Source organism: Halotolerantifilum yawarlongkerapense (assembly GCF_054506745.1).
Window position 1 is genome coordinate 327,310 of record NZ_CP199719.1, and the last position, 16,348, is coordinate 343,657.

15 protein-coding genes are annotated in these 16,348 nt (G+C 55.8%); 3 read left to right on the forward strand and 12 right to left on the reverse strand.

The features are described from left to right. Nucleotides 1–26: 26 nt before the first annotated feature. The 3 genes from ltrA to ACULM0_RS01660 form a co-directional block, all read right to left on the reverse strand. Nucleotides 27–1,280: a group II intron reverse transcriptase/maturase gene (gene ltrA / locus ACULM0_RS01650; RefSeq protein ID WP_463676975.1), complete on the reverse strand. Its 1,254-nt coding sequence runs from the start codon at nt 1,278–1,280 to the stop codon at nt 27–29. Between the two features lie 780 nt (nt 1,281–2,060). Further along, nucleotides 2,061–2,291: a YtxH domain-containing protein gene (locus ACULM0_RS01655; RefSeq protein ID WP_463678719.1), complete on the reverse strand. Its 231-nt coding sequence runs from the start codon at nt 2,289–2,291 to the stop codon at nt 2,061–2,063. Nucleotides 2,292–2,394: 103 nt separating this feature from the next. Beyond that, nucleotides 2,395–3,210 carry a carbon-nitrogen hydrolase family protein gene (locus ACULM0_RS01660; protein ID WP_463678720.1) on the reverse strand — a complete coding sequence of 272 codons (816 nt, stop codon included), beginning with the start codon at nt 3,208–3,210 and terminating at the stop codon, nt 2,395–2,397. Between the two features lie 106 nt (nt 3,211–3,316). Between ACULM0_RS01660 and ACULM0_RS01665 the strand changes: the two genes are divergently transcribed. From ACULM0_RS01665 to ACULM0_RS01675, 3 genes are all read left to right on the forward strand, one after another. Further along, nucleotides 3,317–4,750, forward strand: coding sequence for an NAD-dependent succinate-semialdehyde dehydrogenase (locus ACULM0_RS01665; RefSeq protein ID WP_463678721.1), 1,434 nt, complete (start codon nt 3,317–3,319; stop codon nt 4,748–4,750). Between the two features lie 61 nt (nt 4,751–4,811). Next, the gene (locus ACULM0_RS01670) at nt 4,812–5,357 is read left to right on the forward strand and encodes a DJ-1 family glyoxalase III (RefSeq protein ID WP_463678722.1); all 546 of its coding nucleotides are present in this window, start codon (nt 4,812–4,814) and stop codon (nt 5,355–5,357) included. Beyond that, the gene (locus tag ACULM0_RS01675; RefSeq protein ID WP_463678723.1) at nt 5,354–6,367 is read left to right on the forward strand and encodes an oxidoreductase; all 1,014 of its coding nucleotides are present in this window, start codon (nt 5,354–5,356) and stop codon (nt 6,365–6,367) included. Before ACULM0_RS01670 ends, ACULM0_RS01675 begins: the two co-directional genes overlap by 4 nt. Nucleotides 6,368–6,455: 88 nt before the next feature. Here the strand turns inward: ACULM0_RS01675 and ACULM0_RS01680 are convergent, their stop codons facing one another. The 9 genes from ACULM0_RS01680 to ACULM0_RS01720 all read right to left on the reverse strand — a co-directional run bounded on the left by ACULM0_RS01680 (nt 6,456) and on the right by ACULM0_RS01720 (nt 16,221). Continuing rightward, nucleotides 6,456–8,309 carry a copper amine oxidase N-terminal domain-containing protein gene (locus ACULM0_RS01680; protein ID WP_463678724.1) on the reverse strand — a complete coding sequence of 618 codons (1,854 nt, stop codon included), beginning with the start codon at nt 8,307–8,309 and terminating at the stop codon, nt 6,456–6,458. 142 nt (nt 8,310–8,451) lie between these two features. Further along, the gene (locus ACULM0_RS01685; protein ID WP_463678725.1) at nt 8,452–9,786 is read right to left on the reverse strand and encodes a replication-associated recombination protein A; all 1,335 of its coding nucleotides are present in this window, start codon (nt 9,784–9,786) and stop codon (nt 8,452–8,454) included. Between the two features lie 2 nt (nt 9,787–9,788). Then, nucleotides 9,789–10,373: a DNA-3-methyladenine glycosylase gene (locus ACULM0_RS01690; protein WP_463678726.1), complete on the reverse strand. Its 585-nt coding sequence runs from the start codon at nt 10,371–10,373 to the stop codon at nt 9,789–9,791. A gap of 57 nt (nt 10,374–10,430) precedes the next feature. Further along, nucleotides 10,431–10,883, reverse strand: a complete 453-nt coding sequence (locus tag ACULM0_RS01695) for a secondary thiamine-phosphate synthase enzyme YjbQ (protein WP_463678727.1) — start codon at nt 10,881–10,883, stop codon at nt 10,431–10,433. 137 nt (nt 10,884–11,020) lie between these two features. Next, a complete protein-coding gene (locus ACULM0_RS01700; protein ID WP_463678728.1) occupies nt 11,021–11,422 on the reverse strand; it encodes a MaoC family dehydratase in 402 nt (133 codons plus the stop codon). Nucleotides 11,423–11,433: 11 nt separating this feature from the next. After that, entirely contained in the window at nt 11,434–12,441 is a 1,008-nt protein-coding gene (locus ACULM0_RS01705; protein WP_463678729.1) for an electron transfer flavoprotein subunit alpha/FixB family protein, read from the reverse strand. Between the two features lie 15 nt (nt 12,442–12,456). Continuing rightward, the gene (locus tag ACULM0_RS01710) at nt 12,457–13,239 is read right to left on the reverse strand and encodes an electron transfer flavoprotein subunit beta/FixA family protein (protein ID WP_463678730.1); all 783 of its coding nucleotides are present in this window, start codon (nt 13,237–13,239) and stop codon (nt 12,457–12,459) included. Nucleotides 13,240–13,256: 17 nt separating this feature from the next. Continuing rightward, a complete protein-coding gene (locus ACULM0_RS01715; protein WP_463678731.1) occupies nt 13,257–14,396 on the reverse strand; it encodes an acyl-CoA dehydrogenase in 1,140 nt (379 codons plus the stop codon). Between the two features lie 226 nt (nt 14,397–14,622). Continuing rightward, nucleotides 14,623–16,221, reverse strand: a complete 1,599-nt coding sequence (locus ACULM0_RS01720; RefSeq protein WP_463678732.1) for a sigma-54 interaction domain-containing protein — start codon at nt 16,219–16,221, stop codon at nt 14,623–14,625. Nucleotides 16,222–16,348: the final 127 nt, after the last annotated feature.

A 16,348-nucleotide genomic window follows, 5' to 3' on the forward strand; every position in this document is an offset into this window, starting at 1 on the left:
GGTCATCGCATCCGGCTCCTCCACAACTATCCCCCTTGGGGGTGGTAATCATCGTAAATTTTCACAAGGTCCACAAGACCTAGGGAGTCAAACCATTCATTCGGCATGGCCATATGCGCTTGCTTTGATAGCGAGTTATGCCATCGGCTCATGGCCAGCGGAATGATTCTTCCCCTCCAGCCATTGCGACGCATAGCCTTGTACATTTTCTTTGGTTTTCTCCAGCTCCTCATCTGCACCATGCGTAGGCGCCTTCTTATCCAGCTCATAGCATTGGTAAGAAGGGTCTTGATATTTGCGATTGCATAGTAGTTAGCCCAGCCTCTAAGCACTGGATTTAACCGTTCCTTAATGAGGTTTCCTATGTTCACCGTCTGGTTCCTACGGGTGATTTTCTTAACCTTGGCTTTGAAGGTTTTCACCTTCCTTTCCGGCACTCGAATCGTTCCCCACGGGGTAAATTCAAATCCCAGAAAGACGAAACTCTCTGTGTAGCTATCCACGATTTTAGTCTTCTCCGGATGTACCTGGAGTCTATAGGTACCTTCTAGGAATTTATTAATTCCTTGCAGTACGCGTTCCGCTCCCTTTTGAGATTTATGAAACACAATGAAGTCATCCGCATACCTTACCATCTTATGACCTCGTTGGGCCATCAACTCGTCAAATGCATGGAGATAGATATTAGCGAGCAAGGGGCTAAGCACTCCGCCCTGCGTCGTTCCCTTTTCCGTCTCGTGAAAATATCCGTATTCAAGCACTCCTGATTTTAATGTTTTCCTGATAAGATCGAGTACCTCCGGGGCCTCGATTTCTTTTTGGACTTCCTTCATCAAAAGCTCTTGATCTATGGTGTCAAAGTACGATTTCAGGTCTGCGTCTATGACATATCGGTAACCCGATCGTAGGACTTTCTTGATTTCATCCACTGCCATATGCGCACTCCTGTTCGGTCTAAATCCATAACTACACTCAAGAAATTTCCGCTCAAACCGCGGTTCAATCACCAGCCGGATGGCCTGTTGAACAATCCGGTCTTCTACGGTTGGTATGCCTAGGGGCCGTTTCTTCCCGTCCGGTTTATCGATGTACACTCGTTTGACAGGCTTTGGTCTGTAGCTTCCCTGCTTTAGCTTTGCCTGAAGGACTTCTAGATTGTTCTCCAGGTTCTCCTTATAGTCAGAGAGCGTAATACCATCCACCCCAGCGCTACCTCGATTCCGTTTGACTTTCTTAAACGACTCCTTGAGATTCTCCATCTCATAGATTTTCTCATACACGGCTTTACCACCTGTTTTCCTTTGTGTCCTCTTACTCTTACTCGCAGACTGCTTCTTCCTTGTTTCCCATGCTACGTACCGGAAGATATTTATCCGTGTATCGCTTTTCTTTAAGCGTCCTCTGGATTTTCCCCCATAGCAAACGGTGTACCCTTCTGTTCCACCCCGGGTCTTTAGGTCTTTCACCTCGCCGGCTTCTGCTCGCTCGTATCGGTCTCTAGGATTGCCTTGTCTGTCTTATTGTGGGTGCATAGGCCTTCGCGCGCATCCATGGGCCTTTTGGGTCCCATGTGCCCCCGCATTCTGTTGATGCAGGTCATCTATGTGCTGCCCTCCACTTGTCGCCAAGCTTCATTGCATAGACTTCTTCACTACTATACCGCACTCTGACTCCTCACCAGCCATCTAAATCCTCTCCTGCTTTCGCCTTTGATGATTTATACCCTTTCAGGAACCGATGAGGTCTCCATGGGTCACGTCAATATACTTTCCCACTGCCCCAGCCCTCTTAACATCATGTGGATCTGCTTATGGTATTGGAGTCTCCCACACTTTACAAGGTTCTCCTCCAGCATCATGCTACCATGGGTTTTAGTTGCAGCTCTGTGCAGTGGTTTGCCTTACGATCCTCCGCACCCCTTTTCGCAAAGACGCACTATCGCTCAGCTATCTGCTTCCGCCATATCGGTGCATTCGGGACTTTCACCCTTTAGTATATTGCGCTGCCACGCGCACAAAGATGGAACCGGGATTCTCCCTGTTCCATCTTTTTTGTCATCCCTATTCTTCATCAAAAGCCATCTCGTCAACATCATCACAGCAACAGCCGAACAGCCCCTTGCACTTGTCCTTCAACTCGCTAAAAAGCTCATTGCCGGGTTTCGGCGCAAAGAACAGGCCCACGACCAGTCCCGCCAGGATCCCCAGGAGAAGCCCCGTGACCATGGCCTGCCGGGCCGCCGATTTGCGCTTGGCCTCCAGTTGGAAAAATTTTTCTTTTGTGATCATCATCCACTGCCTCCTTCATCTAGTCCATCTCTACTGCATACATACCCAAAGGAGGCGGCGGTCAAAACGGGAAAATGTAGATCCTCACCAAATGCCCCCGACCACTCTAGAGATGGTAGAGTTCTTTTCGCCGGCTCTTGAGGAGAGGAAGTTCCTCACGGATCCGCCTCTGCTCATCGAGATCGATGGCTTCGACGATCAGACCCTCCCAGGCATCGAGCTCCGTCATGACCTCACCCCAGGGGTTGGTCACGAGGCTGTGACCGTAGGCCACGTAGCTACCGTCGACATTCCGGGCCGGCGAGCAGAAGACGAAGTAGACCTGGTTGTCCAGGGCACGCGCCCTGGCCGTGAGGTGCCAGTGGGCTGGACCCGTGGTCATGTTGAAGGCCGAGGGCACCGCCAGGATCTCCGCACCCTGGAGGACCATGTTGCGCGCCAGTTCTGGAAAGCGGCTGTCAAAACAGATCATCACGCCGACCTTTCCCACCGGCGTCTCCACCACTGTGGTCTCATTTCCAGCGGAAAGAACCGCCGACTCCTGGAAGGTCATCTTGCCCTTCACGTCAATATCAAAGAGATGCATCTTGCGGTGTTTTCCCAAGATTTCACCGCGCGGCGATAGGATATATGCGGTGTTGTACAGATCCTCACCATCGCGCTCGGGGATCGAACCCATGACCAGGGTCACGCCCGTTCGTTTCACCACATCTTGCATGAACCGCAGGCTCTTTCCTTCCCCCTCTTCGGCGAACAGGGGAAAGTAGTCGTTGTCGTAGGGGCAGTTGAACATCTCTGGGAGTACCACCAGAGAGGCTCCCCGCTCCGCCGCCTGCTCGATGAATCCGGCGGCTTTCTCCAAGTTGTGCTGTTTGTCCTCTGTCACCATCATCTGAACAACACCCACATGTATCTTTTCCACTTAAAAGACCTCCTCATCCCTACTTCTATCGTTTCTTCCATTGTATCAGAGGGTACCTTTAAATAGAAGCCCACGACGAATCGAACACGAGAAAGGAGCATCACCCATGCAAGGAAAACTCTATATCGACGGTGCCTTTACCGACGCCTCAGACGGCGCCACCTTCACCGTACAGGATCCCTTCAGCCTGGAGACCATCGGGACCCAGGCCGCTGCCACGTCCACGGACCTCGATAAGGCCATCGCGACCTCGGAGAATGCCTTCGGTCTCTGGCGCAAGAAAACCGCATCCGAGCGAGCGGCCCTGCTCAGGGCCTTCGGCCAGAAGCTCGACAAAGCCCAGGAAGAGATCGCACAGATCATGACCAGAGAGCAGGGAAAGCCCCTCTCCGAGGCGCGGGGTGAGATCGCCTATGCCCGCAGTTACGTGACCTGGTACGCCGAGGAGGCCCTGCGGGTCAATGGCGACCTGATCCCTTCTTCCGCCACCAACACCCGCCTGAAGGTCCTCAAGGAACCCGTGGGACCCGTCGGCATCATTACCCCCTGGAACTTCCCCATTGCCATGTTCGTCAGGAAACTGGCGCCCGCCCTGGCCGCAGGCTGTACGGCCATCGTAAAACCGCCGCGCGTCACCCCCTTCACCGCTGTGAAGGTCTTCGAACTCCTCCATGAGGTGGGCTTTCCCAAGGGCGTCGTCCAGCTCGTCACCGGCGACTCTGCCCTCATCGGCGATCATTTCCTCGACGCACCCGGCATCAGGAAGATCTCCTTCACTGGATCGACAGAAGTGGGCGTCGAGCTCATGGCAGGCGCTGCAAAAACCCTGAAGAAATTATCCCTAGAACTCGGCGGACACGCTCCCTTCCTCGTCTTCGACGACGCGGACATTGCCGTGGCCGTGGAGGGTACCATCAACGCCAAGTTCAGAAACTGTGGCCAGGTCTGCATCGCGGCCAACCGTGCCTACGTCCAGGAATCGATCCTCCCCGACTACCTCGATGCCCTGGTGCCCGCCGTGATGGGGCTCACACAGGGTAGCGGTCTAGAGACCGTGGACATGGGGCCGATCATCGATGAGAAGGCCTTCCGCAAGATTGAAGGCCATGTGGCCGATGCCCTGGCCAAGGGAGCCACCCTCGTCACTGGTGGCAAGGGTCAACGGGCGCTCGAGGGACGCGGCGGATACTTCTACGCCCCTACGATCCTCACGGACGTCACGCCCGACATGCGCATCATGCAGGAGGAAACCTTCGGTCCTGTTCTGCCCATCTCTACCTTCACAACGGAGGAAGAGGCCATCGCCCTGGCCAATGACACGCCCTATGGTCTGGCCGCCTACTTCTTTGCCGGCGGACTCTCCCGCGTGACGCGCGTGGAGGAAGAACTCGCCTACGGGATGGTGGGTGTGAACACGGGTCGGATCAGCTCTGCCCAAGCACCCTTCGGAGGGATCAAGATGAGTGGTTTCGGACGGGAGGGTGGCTCCTACGGCATCGAGGAGTACCTGCAGACCAAATATATCGCCACTCGGATCTAGCGAGAATTACTGGGCCTCTTTTCGATAAGAGCCCTCTGTATTGTATAGGAGTGATTGTCTTATGATTTACCTGATGTTAGCCGAGGGGTTCGAAGAGATCGAAGCCCTCACCACACTCGATGTACTCCGACGAGCCAATCTGCCCGTTGAGTCCGTCTCCATCGAAGAGACCCTCACGGTCAAGGGTGGACACGGGATCACGGTCAGTGCGGACCGGATGCTCTCCGACGTCGCCTTTGATTCTATCCGGATGATCATCCTACCCGGCGGCCAGCCAGGCACTCGGAATCTCAAGGCTTCGGAGAGGCTGAAGGACCTGCTCTTTTTTGCGAAGAACCAGGGCGCCTTGATGGCGGCCATCTGTGCCGCTCCTACCGTCTACGGTAGCCTGGGTTTTCTGAGCGGAAAACGCGCCACCTGCTATCCCGGGAACGAATCCGAGCTGATCGGCGCCAAGCACGAGGAGGCCGATGTCGTGGTGGACCTGCCTTTTATCACCGGTAAAGCGGCAGGTGTGGCCGTGGACTTCGCCCTGGAGCTCGTCAAAGAACTGATCGATGAAAAGACCGCCGAAGAGGTTCGAAAGCGCCTCTACTACCGCGTATGAAAAGCGGACTCTTTTCGTCGCTAGAGCTGGGTAGGCATGTGATCCGCAATCGGATCGTCATGCCGCCCATGTGCATGTACGCCGCCGCAAAGGACGGTCGCGTGATCCCCTTCCACGTGATCCATTACGGGGCCAGGGCCCTCGGCGGTAGCGGTGTCCTCATCACCGAAGCCACCGCTGTGGAACCGGTGGGCCGGATCACCGATGGCGATCTCGGCCTCTGGTCCGATGGGCAGATCGCAGGACACCAGTTGATTGTCGGTGCCGTTCGCGATGGCGGGGCCCTACCGATTTTGCAGATCGCCCACGCCGGTAGGAAGAGCCAGGTGCCCGATGCATTACCGGTGGCTCCCAGCGCCCTCCCCTTCTCAGAGGATGACCGGACGCCCATCGCCATGGGGGAAGAACGCATCGAAGAAGCCATTGCGGCCTTTGTGACCACTGCAGAGCGTGCCATGCGCGCAGGCTACGCCGGTGTCGAGGTACATGCCGCCCACGGCTACCTGCTCAACAGCTTCCTCTCGCCTCTCACCAACCAGCGCGAGGACCGCTGGGCCGATCCCACGGAAGTCCTCTCCAGGGTGGTCCGTGGTGTTCGGAAAGCCATCGGTAAAGAGGCGCTGCTCTTTCTCAGGGTCTCTGCCGAGGAGTATCACGCCGGGGGCAACCATCCCGAGGACATTGCCGCCATCGTCAACCAGGTCAAGGATCTCGGTCTCGACGTGATCCACGTGAGTTCCGGTGGGGTCGTCGACGTGGCACCGCCCAGTTACCCGGGCTACCAGGTGGCCTTCGCTGAAACGATCAAGAAGAAAACCGGACTACCCACCATCGCCGGGGGTCTCATCACCACGGCGGAACTGGCCGACGAGATCATCCAGAACGGACGGGCCGATATGGTCTACTTGGGCCGGGAGCTCCTCCGTCACCCCCAGTTCCCGCTCGAGGCTGCTAAGAAACTCCGTCAGGAAATTCCCGTCCCCAAGCCCTACGAGCGGGCCTACCGCTGACGACAAGAATCCCTCTCGAGATCAATCGATCTCGAGAGGGATTCTCTTTTTGTTCCTATTCGACAGTCGATCAGAATCCGATCAACGATCATTCACCACTGATGGTCACGCTCTTTTCAGCTGCGTTCCAGTCCACGCGGTAGCCCAGGGTCTCACTGATCACCCGTACGGGGACCAAGGTGCGGCCGTCGCGGAGCATGGGGGCCGAGTCGAGGGTGATTTCCTCACCGTTGACCATTCCCATGTTTTGATCGATAAAGAGGGAGATGGAAACGTCGCCCAGTTGATAGGAGACGCGCTTCTCGCTGCCTTCCCAACCGATCTGAGCCCCTAGGGCTTCACCGATGAAGCGGAAGGGTACCATGGTGCGGCCGCCGGTGATCATCGGCGGTACATCCAGCATCTCGGCTTCAGAATCGACGGATGCCTCTTCCTCGTCGATCACCAGACGGATCTGGCGCTGGACGGGCTCGGGCATCGGATCGATCATCGGCGGAATGATACTGGCGCTCCAGTAGTCCATGGAGTGGATCAGCACATCGGCATAGATCGATGCGTAGAGGATATCCAGGGGTTTGCCCTCGGCTTCGAGTCTTGCGCGCATCCCATCAAAGTCCTCGGGGCTGACGATCTCAGCCTCCACATCACTGGCTGTCGCGGCGTAGTCGAGCAGACTCTCCGCAGACATTTCGACCAGATCATCGATCCCATCACCATCAGAATCCGGATCGCCATCTAGGATGGCCATGGCGCCTTCTAGGGCTCCGAAGAAACCAGAGGATACGCCAGCGTCGCTAGCACCCAGTGCCTCTTCGAGCCACTTGAAGAATTCTTCAGAAAGTGGATCGAGACCTGAGGCCAGTGCCTCGCGGGCTCCCTCTTCATAACCGGCTTCTGCTAAGAAGCTCAGGATGGCCGCGTCCATGTCATCGTCATCGATGGCTGCATCGACGCCCAGGTTATGGAGGAGACCGATGCTCATCTCGGCTTCTGGGGCTGTCCATCCGCCACCGGAGTCATCAGACGCCTGACCGGCGATAATGGATCCGCCGATACCGCCGGCAAGTCCCCCACCGATACTACCGGTGTAGGCGAAACCACCGAGGGCTCCGTTCACGTCTGCCTTCACGATGCGCTTGAGCTTTTGCCACCAACCGGGTCCAGCCTTGGGTTCTGGCATGGGTTCTTCGTCATCAGCATCGATCGCACGGCTTTCCCAATATTCGTAGCTGTGCATCAACACATCGGCTACGATGGCGGCTGCCACGGCGTCAGTCGGCATGTCACTGGCCATGAGTTCTCTGGCCACAGCTTCGAGCTCGGCGAAATCGATCTCGTCCGGTTCAATCCCGCTCATCTTGGCGGCACGTGTCTTCAGGCTCATGGCCGCTTTCTCCACCAGTTCGCCGGGATCGTCGGCGTCTTCTTCTAGGATGGCCATGGCTTCTTCGAGAGCCAGGACAAAGTCATCGGAGAGGCCGCGATCCGACCGTAGTACGCGAACCAAGATCTCTTCTTCGCTACGGACCTCCCACTCTGAGGCCATGAGCTCGCCTTCGATACCCGCGATCTTCATGTAAGCGTCGATAGCCGCATCGATCTCGGCCTCCGACTGGACGGTCAGCGGTTGGTCACCACTGATGGTTCCGAGGGCCAGGTTGTGGTGGAGGCCCACGCTGGCTTCCGCGTCAGCAGGCGGTGTGTATCCTCCGCCGCCCTCGCCGTTCTCCAGGGCCTCGCCGATGGATCCCTTGAGGCCACCGATGATGGCGCCGCTACCGGTGCCCGTGTCTAGGTAACCGTCGAGCGCACCCAGTGCGTCGGCCTTCACAATCTCTTTAAACCGTCCCCACCAGCGCGGGGCCGCTTCCGCGGGCATGGGCATGACCATCACCGCGAGTAATACCAGTACCATTGATAGTGCGATCCTTCGTTTTCTCATGATCTCACACTCCTCGTGTAGGTTCTTATTTCTCTCTACGTTACAAGTTAATGATACCCGGTATCAATATTGCTCAACCATGTTTCGTCCCACGAAAAAGATCGTCCCTAAGAAAACTAAGGACGATCTTTTTTGTATCGATTTACTTTTTCCCGAGCTTCGGGTGGTTGATCTTGGCGAAATACGCCAGCAGCCTCTGCTCCTCCCCCTGCCCAGTGGGCCGATAGTATCGCTTGTGGGCCTGTGCATCGGGAAGATACTGTTGATCGAGATAGTGGTCCGGTGCATCGTGGGGATAGCGGTAGGTACGCAGGGTCTGCCCCTGCTTCTTCTCCTCCATGGCCAGGCTCGTCCCGTCCTTGAGGTAGGTGGGCATGGGTCCAATCTCCTCGGACTCCAGATCCGCCAGGGCCTGGTTGATCCCCAGGTAGGAGGCATTGGACTTGGGCGCCGAGGCCACGTAGGTAGCCGCCTGGGCCAGGAGGATCCGGCCCTCAGGCATCCCGACCTTGTGAACTCCATCGAAGGCGCTCTGCGCGAGCACCAGGGCCATGGGGTCGGCATTGCCCACATCCTCCGAGGCGCAGATCAGGATCCTGCGAGCGATGAAGAGGGGGTCCTCCCCTGAGGCAATGAGCCGGGCCAGGTAGTGAAGGGTCGCGTCGGGATCCGATCCGCGCATGCTCTTGATAAAGGCCGATATAATGTCGTAGTGCTGGTCCCCCGACTTATCGAAACGCTGGACCTTCTGGCCCGTCAGCTCCGATAGCATCTCCTCGGTGATCGTCACCTGACCCTCGTCTTCGGCGAGTACGGCCATCTCCAAATAATTGAGCAGTCTGCGTGCATCACCCGATGCCATATGGTAGAGCCACTGCCGGGCGTCTTCACTCACGGTAATCGCACGTGTACCGAAACCTTTTTCCGCGTCGCGCAGCGCCCGTTCTAAGACCTCTGCTAACTCTTCTCGGGAGAGTTCGGTGAGGCGGAAAACGTGCGACCGGGAAAGGAGGGCACTATTGACCTCATAATAGGGATTCTCGGTAGTGGCACCAATAAGGGTCACCCGTCCCTTCTCCACGTAGGGAAGGAGCGCATCCTGTTGGGATTTGTTGAAGCGATGGATCTCATCGATAAATAGGATCGTCCGGGTTTTCGAGAAGGCCAGCCGTTCCTTGGCCTCCGCCACCACCCTGCGGATGTCCTTCACGCCCGAGGTCACAGCGTTGAGCTTCTCAAAATGACTGGACGTCGTCTCGGCGATGATCTGGGCCAGCGAGGTCTTTCCTGTGCCCGGTGGCCCGTGCAAGATCACCGACCGAAGCTGATCCTTCTCAATGAGACGCCGCAGGGGTTTGCCAGGGCCCACGACGGCCGATTGCCCGAAGAACTCATCAAAGGCCACCGGCTTCAATCGTTCGGCCAGTGGCGCTTCCTTGGTCTCGGCTTTTTCTGATAACAAGTCAAAGAAATCCATGTCTATCGTCCTTTCGAAACATCAGGGTGCCCCTCGATAAAAAAACGCCAGAGCTTATCCTTGTCCTCACCGGCATAATCGATGCCGACGCGGGGTGCAGCCACGATCTGAGGCGTCGTATCCCCTTCCTCAATCCAGAGCCTGTCACTCCTCACGAGATCCATGCCGTTGTGGCCGAGGTCAATGGCCATGGCACGGGCCAACTTTCCCGGGCCACTGGTCAGCTCCGAACGCTTCTTCCCCTGTCGATTCTTCTGAAAAAGCGACAGGTCACCCAGGGGCTCTACCGCTCGGATGAGCACGGCCTCGGGTACATCCTTCACAGAGGCCACGACGTTGAAGAGATGATACATACCGTAGATCAAGTAGACATAGACGGTACCGCCGTCGGCGTAAAGGGTTTCCGTCCGGTCTGTACGCCGGTTGCCGTAGGCATGGCTACCGCGATCGACTGCACCCATGTAGGCCTCTGTCTCCACGATCTTGGCGCAATAATGACCGTGGTCGGTCTTGTGATGCAGTGTACAACCGAGCAGCCCGCGGGCCACGGTGATACCATCCTGTCTGTAAAAGCTTCGATCGAGCATGAGCCAGCTCTCCTCTCCATTCTAGTGCAAAAAAACGAAAAAGGCAAACAGATATTCCTATTCGCCCATGAGTTGAAAATATACTTCCCGCTGTCGGTCCCGGGTGTCGAATTCCACGAGCATGATCGACTGAAAGGGGCCGAGCACCAGTTTCGAACGATAGATCGGTACGACAACAGTGGGACTGATCATCGCCGCCTTTAGATGAGAGGAGGCATTATCGTCCTGGAAGGTGTCGTGGTGGGCATAGGAGACCAAACGTCCCGAGTCATCTCGATAGGGAATGTAGCGGTTCATCAGCTCGCGAAAGTCAATATCCACCAGCCGCCGTTCGTCCTCCATGATCAACATACCACAAGCCGACCCCGTGGTAAAAACCGTCAGAAGTCCGGCGCGCAAGCCATACTTCTCTATGGTTTCACTTAAGAATTCCTGGGCTAGATCCGTGACGTTGGACACACCGAAGTGGGCTGTGGTCGCAATGATCTCGCGCTTGTGGTAAATCGGCATGGTGGACGTCCTCCTTTTCCTCATTATACCAAACTAGCGGTGCAAAGGGGAACTGAATGCACGCACAAAAATCAGAAAAGAATCCGATGGCCTCGGATTCTTCTCTAGGGGGTTGTGTTGGGTGCCCTGAGGGCAACTTAAGAGGATTTTGGGGGCATGACTGTGGCTTCACCCTCCAGAACGACCAAACCGTCCTGGTTGGTGCAAACCGTCTCGAGCGTCATGATATTCTTATCTTCGCGGTAGGTCGCCACAGTGACTTTGGCTTCAATGGTATCACCGATCATCACCGGCGCCTTGAACTTCAGATTCTGACCAAGGTAGATGGTGCCCGGCCCCGGGAGGTCCGTGCCCAGAATGGCCGAAATGAAACCGGCCGTCAGCATACCGTGTGCGATGCGTGTTTTGAAGCGTGTTCCCTGTGCGTAGCGCTCGTTGATGTGTGCCGGATTAAAGTCCCCGGTCACACCGGCATAGGTATAGACATCGTATTCTGTGATGGTCTTTTCGAATTTTGCCTGATCGCCGATTTGGAACATACTCTGGCCTCCTATTTGTTCGCGAGTGCTTGGTTCAATTGTGTGACGAGCTCTGGTACGATCTTGTGGATATCTCCGACGATCCCGACATCGGCCACCTCAAAGATCGGCGCACCTTCGTCCTTGTTGATCGCCACGATGAAGTCGGCTTCCTCCATACCGGCCACGTGCTGGATGGCACCGGAGATTCCGAGGGCGAAGTACAGGTTGGGTCGTACGGTTTGACCCGTTTGTCCCACCTGGCGGTCCTTGGCGATCCAACCGGAGTCGACAGCAGCACGGGAAGCGGATACAGTGGCACCCAAGGTTGAGGCCAGTTCCTCGAGGAGTACGAAGCGCTCGGCTCCGCCGACACCACGTCCACCGGAGATCAGGATCTCTGCTTCTTGGATGTTGATGCGCTCTTCTTCATCGGCGAGCACTTCCAAGATCTCCACGTCAGCGGCATTCTTCTCGAAGGCCACGTTCATGACTTCGATGGTCCCTTTTCGTGCTTCGTCATAAGCGATTTTCTCCATGACGCCGGGGCGAACGGTGGCCATCTGCGGACGGTTCTCCGTACAGATGATCGTCGCCATGATGTTACCACCAAAGGCCGGGCGCGTCATGAGCAGGTCGCGCTCTTCGGAAATCTCGAGCTTGGTACAGTCGGCAGTGAGACCCGTTTTCAGACGAGCTGAAACACGGGGACCCAGATCGCGGCCGATAGAAGTGGCTCCGATCATCACGATCTCTGGCTTCTTCTCTTCGATTGCAGCCACGAGTGCTTGGGTATACTTCTCTGTCGTGTAGTGGTGCAGTGACTCGTCTTCAATCACGATGACCTTGTCGGCACCGTGGTGCGTCAGCAATTCCGCCTTGTCCATGACCTCGTCTCCGATGATCACGGCCGTTACTTTTTCTCCCAGCTCGTCGGCCAGCGATTTGGCCTTGCCGATCAGCTCGAGGGAGACGTTCTGGATCTCCCCGTAACGTTGTTCAACGAAAACGCAGATCCCTTTGTATGCTTTCAAATCCATATTGATCTCCCCTCGTTATATAATGTACTTTTCTCTGAGTTTGTCGATGATAACCTTAACCGATTCGTTGGCCGACAGGTTAAAGACCTCGCCCTTGCCCTTGGCACCCTTGGTGAAGGAAGCTTTGACCTTCGTGGGACTACCGCCCAGGCCCAGGACTTCATCGGCGATATCCAGATCGGCACGCGTGATGGTCTTGATCTCCAGATCTCGGTTGGAAGCAACGATACCCGAAACTGTCATGTAGCGTGGCGTGTTCATCTCTGCGAGCGTCGTGATCAGGCAGGGGTAGTTGACTTTCACGCGGTAGTGACCACCCTCGAACTTACGATCGACGATCGCGTGATCGCCCTTGTGCTCGTAACCGTTGGCGTAGGTCACCTGGGGCAGGCCAAGGTGCTCGGCAATCTGAGGGCCCACCTGAGCGGTGTCACCGTCGATAGCCTGGCGGCCAGCGATAATCAGGTCGTACTCCATATCGCGCAGGGCTGCGGCCAGTGTCAGTGAGGTGGCCAGTGTATCGGAACCGGCAAAAGCCCGATCCGTGAGGAGCACAACATCATCCACACCCATAGCGTAGGCTTCTTTCAAAGCATTCTCCGCCTGCGGGGGACCCATGGTCACAACAGTGATGTGTGCGTCGTGTTCTTCTTTGATTTGAAGAGCGAGCTCGATACCGCCCTTATCATCGGGATTGATGATGCTCTCCACGCCATCGCGGATGAGCGTTCCCTTGACGGGATCGATACGCACTTCCGTGGTATCGGGTACTTGTTTGATACAAACAACGATTTTCATGTGCTGGTCGCCTCCCTTTATCGTAAGATGCTGCCTGCGATGACCATTTTTTGGACTTCGCTGGTACCTTCGTAGATTTCCGTGATCTTTGCGTCACGCATCATGCGCTCGACGGGATACTCTCTCGTGTACCCGTAGCCACCGTGGAGCTGAACGGCTTTCGTCGTGACCTCCATAGCTGCTTCCGATGCAAAGAGCTTGGCCATGGCCGCCTCTTTTGAATAGCTGAATTTCTTGGCCTTTCGATCTGCCGCCTGGTACACCAGCAGTCGAGCAGCGTCCATGCGCGTGGCCATGTCGGCGAGCTGGAACTGCGTGTTCTGGAATTTAGAGATCGGTCGTCCGAACTGCTTTCGTTCTTTCACGTAGTTGACTGTCTCGTCGATGGCACCTTGGCCGAGGCCCAGTGCCTGGGCTGCGATACCGATACGCCCGCCATCGAGGGTCTTCATGGCAATCTTGAAGCCGAAGCCTTCTCTTCCAAGGAGGTTTTCCTTTGGTACGCGGACATTTTCGAAGATCAGTTCGCTCGTGGCCGAACCACGGATTCCCATCTTCTTTTCTTTCTTACCGATAGAGAAACCTTCGCGATCGGCTTCTACGATAAAGGCGCTGATGCCCTTGACACCCTTAGCCTTGTCTGTCATGGCCATCACGATGTATACGTCGGCATAGCCGGCATTGGTGATGAAAATCTTGTTGCCAGTGATGATGTAGTCATCGCCATCGGGAATCGCTGTGGTCTGCTGCATCCCTGCATCCGTACCGGCGTTCGGCTCAGTGAGGCCGAAGGCTCCGAGTTTTTCCCCGGAGAGGAGATCGGGCAGGAACTTTTTCTTTTGCTCTTCTGTACCAAACTCGTAGATCGGCGCGCAGCAGAGCGACGTATGAGCGGACAGTACCACGGAAGTGGTACCGCAGACGCGACCGAGTTCTTCTACGGCCATAACGTACTGGAGGTAGGTTCCTCCCTGTCCACCGTACTCCTTGGGGTAGCAAATCCCCATCATGCCCATTTTAGCCATCTTCTTGACGGTCTCTAATGGGAATTCCTCGTTCTCGTCCACATCCTGTGCCATTGGTTTGACTTCGTTCTCGCAGAAGTTGCGGAACATCTTCTGCATCATCAGATCTTCAGTCGTCAGATTAAAATCCATTGTTAGCTCCCCTTTCTTTTTTGTTCTCACCCTACTATGTCGCAAAGCTCGTGCCAACTTTGTTAATCTATAGACAAAATAATTTTGGGCCTATTACTGGCTTTCAGCGATTGAGTCCAGGAGTCCATTTGCATCTAGTTGCGTTTTTGCAACGTTCATTGTTAACATTTTAACGCAAACCCGCCAAATTACAGCCGTTGCGTTTATGCAACGGCTGTTTGCAAAATCACAACAAGTTTAATTTCTCGTACTTCGAACGTTTTCTCACGAAGGTCGACGCGTCGATACCCAGGGCCCTAGCAGCGTCGCGTACATTCCCGTGCTCCTCATAGGCCTTGTCCAGCATCTCGGCCTCCAATTGGCCCACGGCCTTGCGGATATCCATGATCTGGACGCCCCGCGGCTCCTCGATCTCCAAATCGTCGGGCAGATCGTCGGCGCCGATGAGCGACGAAGGGCTGATGACGAAGAGTCGTTCCACGATATTCTGGATCTGGCGAACGTTGCCGGGCCAGTCGTAGTTGCAGAGCAGGTCCATACAGCGGCTCGAGATGATCTTGTTCTCACTGTAGCGCCGGTTGAGTCCATCGAGAAAGTGTTGGACAAGCGGGTAGACATCCTTTTTTCGCTCCCGGATCGGTGGGACTTCAATGGGAATGATGTGGAGTCGATAGTAGAGGTCTTCCCGGAAGTGGCCGGCCTTGACCTGACCCTCTAGGTCCCTGTGGGTCGCCGCTAGGACGCGCACGTCCACAGCTTCGGTTTTCGTGGCACCGATGGGTTTGATCTCCCCCTCCTGGAGAACCCGGAGGAGTTTCACCTGCAAGTTCAGCGGGAGCTCGGCGATTTCATCGAGGAAGATGGTACCGCCGTCGGCGATCTTGAAAAGGCCCTCTTTCCCCTCCTCATTGGCACCGGTAAAAGAGCCCTTCACATAGCCGAAGAGTTCCGACTCGATCAGGTTCTCAGGCAGTGCCCCGCAGTTCACTTTGATGAAGGGGGCTTTCTTGCGGTCGGAGTGGAAGTGGACGAACTTGGCGATCTCTTCTTTTCCCACGCCGGTTTCACCCAGGATCAGTACTGTAGAAGAGACGGGCGCCACGCGCTTGGCTAGGCGGAGGACGTCGGCCATCTTGGGGTCGTTGTAAATGATGTTCTTGGATTTCGTGGCCTCGAGGTTCACGGCCTCGAGGCCCTCCTGGTAGCGCAGGTTCACAGGACCCAGCCGCTCGAGGGAGGCCTTGGTCTTCTCGAAGCTATCCTCCTTGTTCGATTGGACGTAGATGAACTTGAGCCGTCCGTCGTCATCGAAAATCGGTTTTCCCGTTGTGATGATGGTCTCCCCACTCTGCAGGGTCTGCTCGATGCTGGTGGTGGACCGCTTCTTCTGGATCTCCAGAAAGACCGACCGGTTGATGATGTTGGACTTGAGCATCCGCTGGACCGTCCAGGGTTCGCTTCCTTCGAGACCGAAGAGCTTCTGGTAGGCCTGGCTCATGAAGAGGAAGTTACCCTCCACATCCACCAGGGCGATGGGGTCGGACCCGCGCCGGATGGCCTCGAGATGCATCCCGGCCTCCAGACCGCCGTCGCTCTTGAGCACGAGCTCATAATACTGATCGTAGCGCCGAATCGAGGCCATGAACCGCTCGCCCTTGTAGACTAGGGTCGAAAGATCCTCCTCATAGGCCAGTCGGTCCACACAAGCTTTATCGAAATACTCGAGGAGGGAGTAACCGGAAGCCAGATCATCGAACCCGGTCTTCTCGTGGATCTCCTCGATTCTATAGTCGTAGTTAAAGGTCAGTTTAAGGGCCTTTCGCACATGAATCACCTCTCAGGTGCTATTGTACCATGCATTTGATAAAAGTTTAACTATTTCGCAGAAGTTTCACATTCAAAGCGCAAGATCACACCATCGCGCGTCCTACTTGTGAATAGGACCGCTCCTA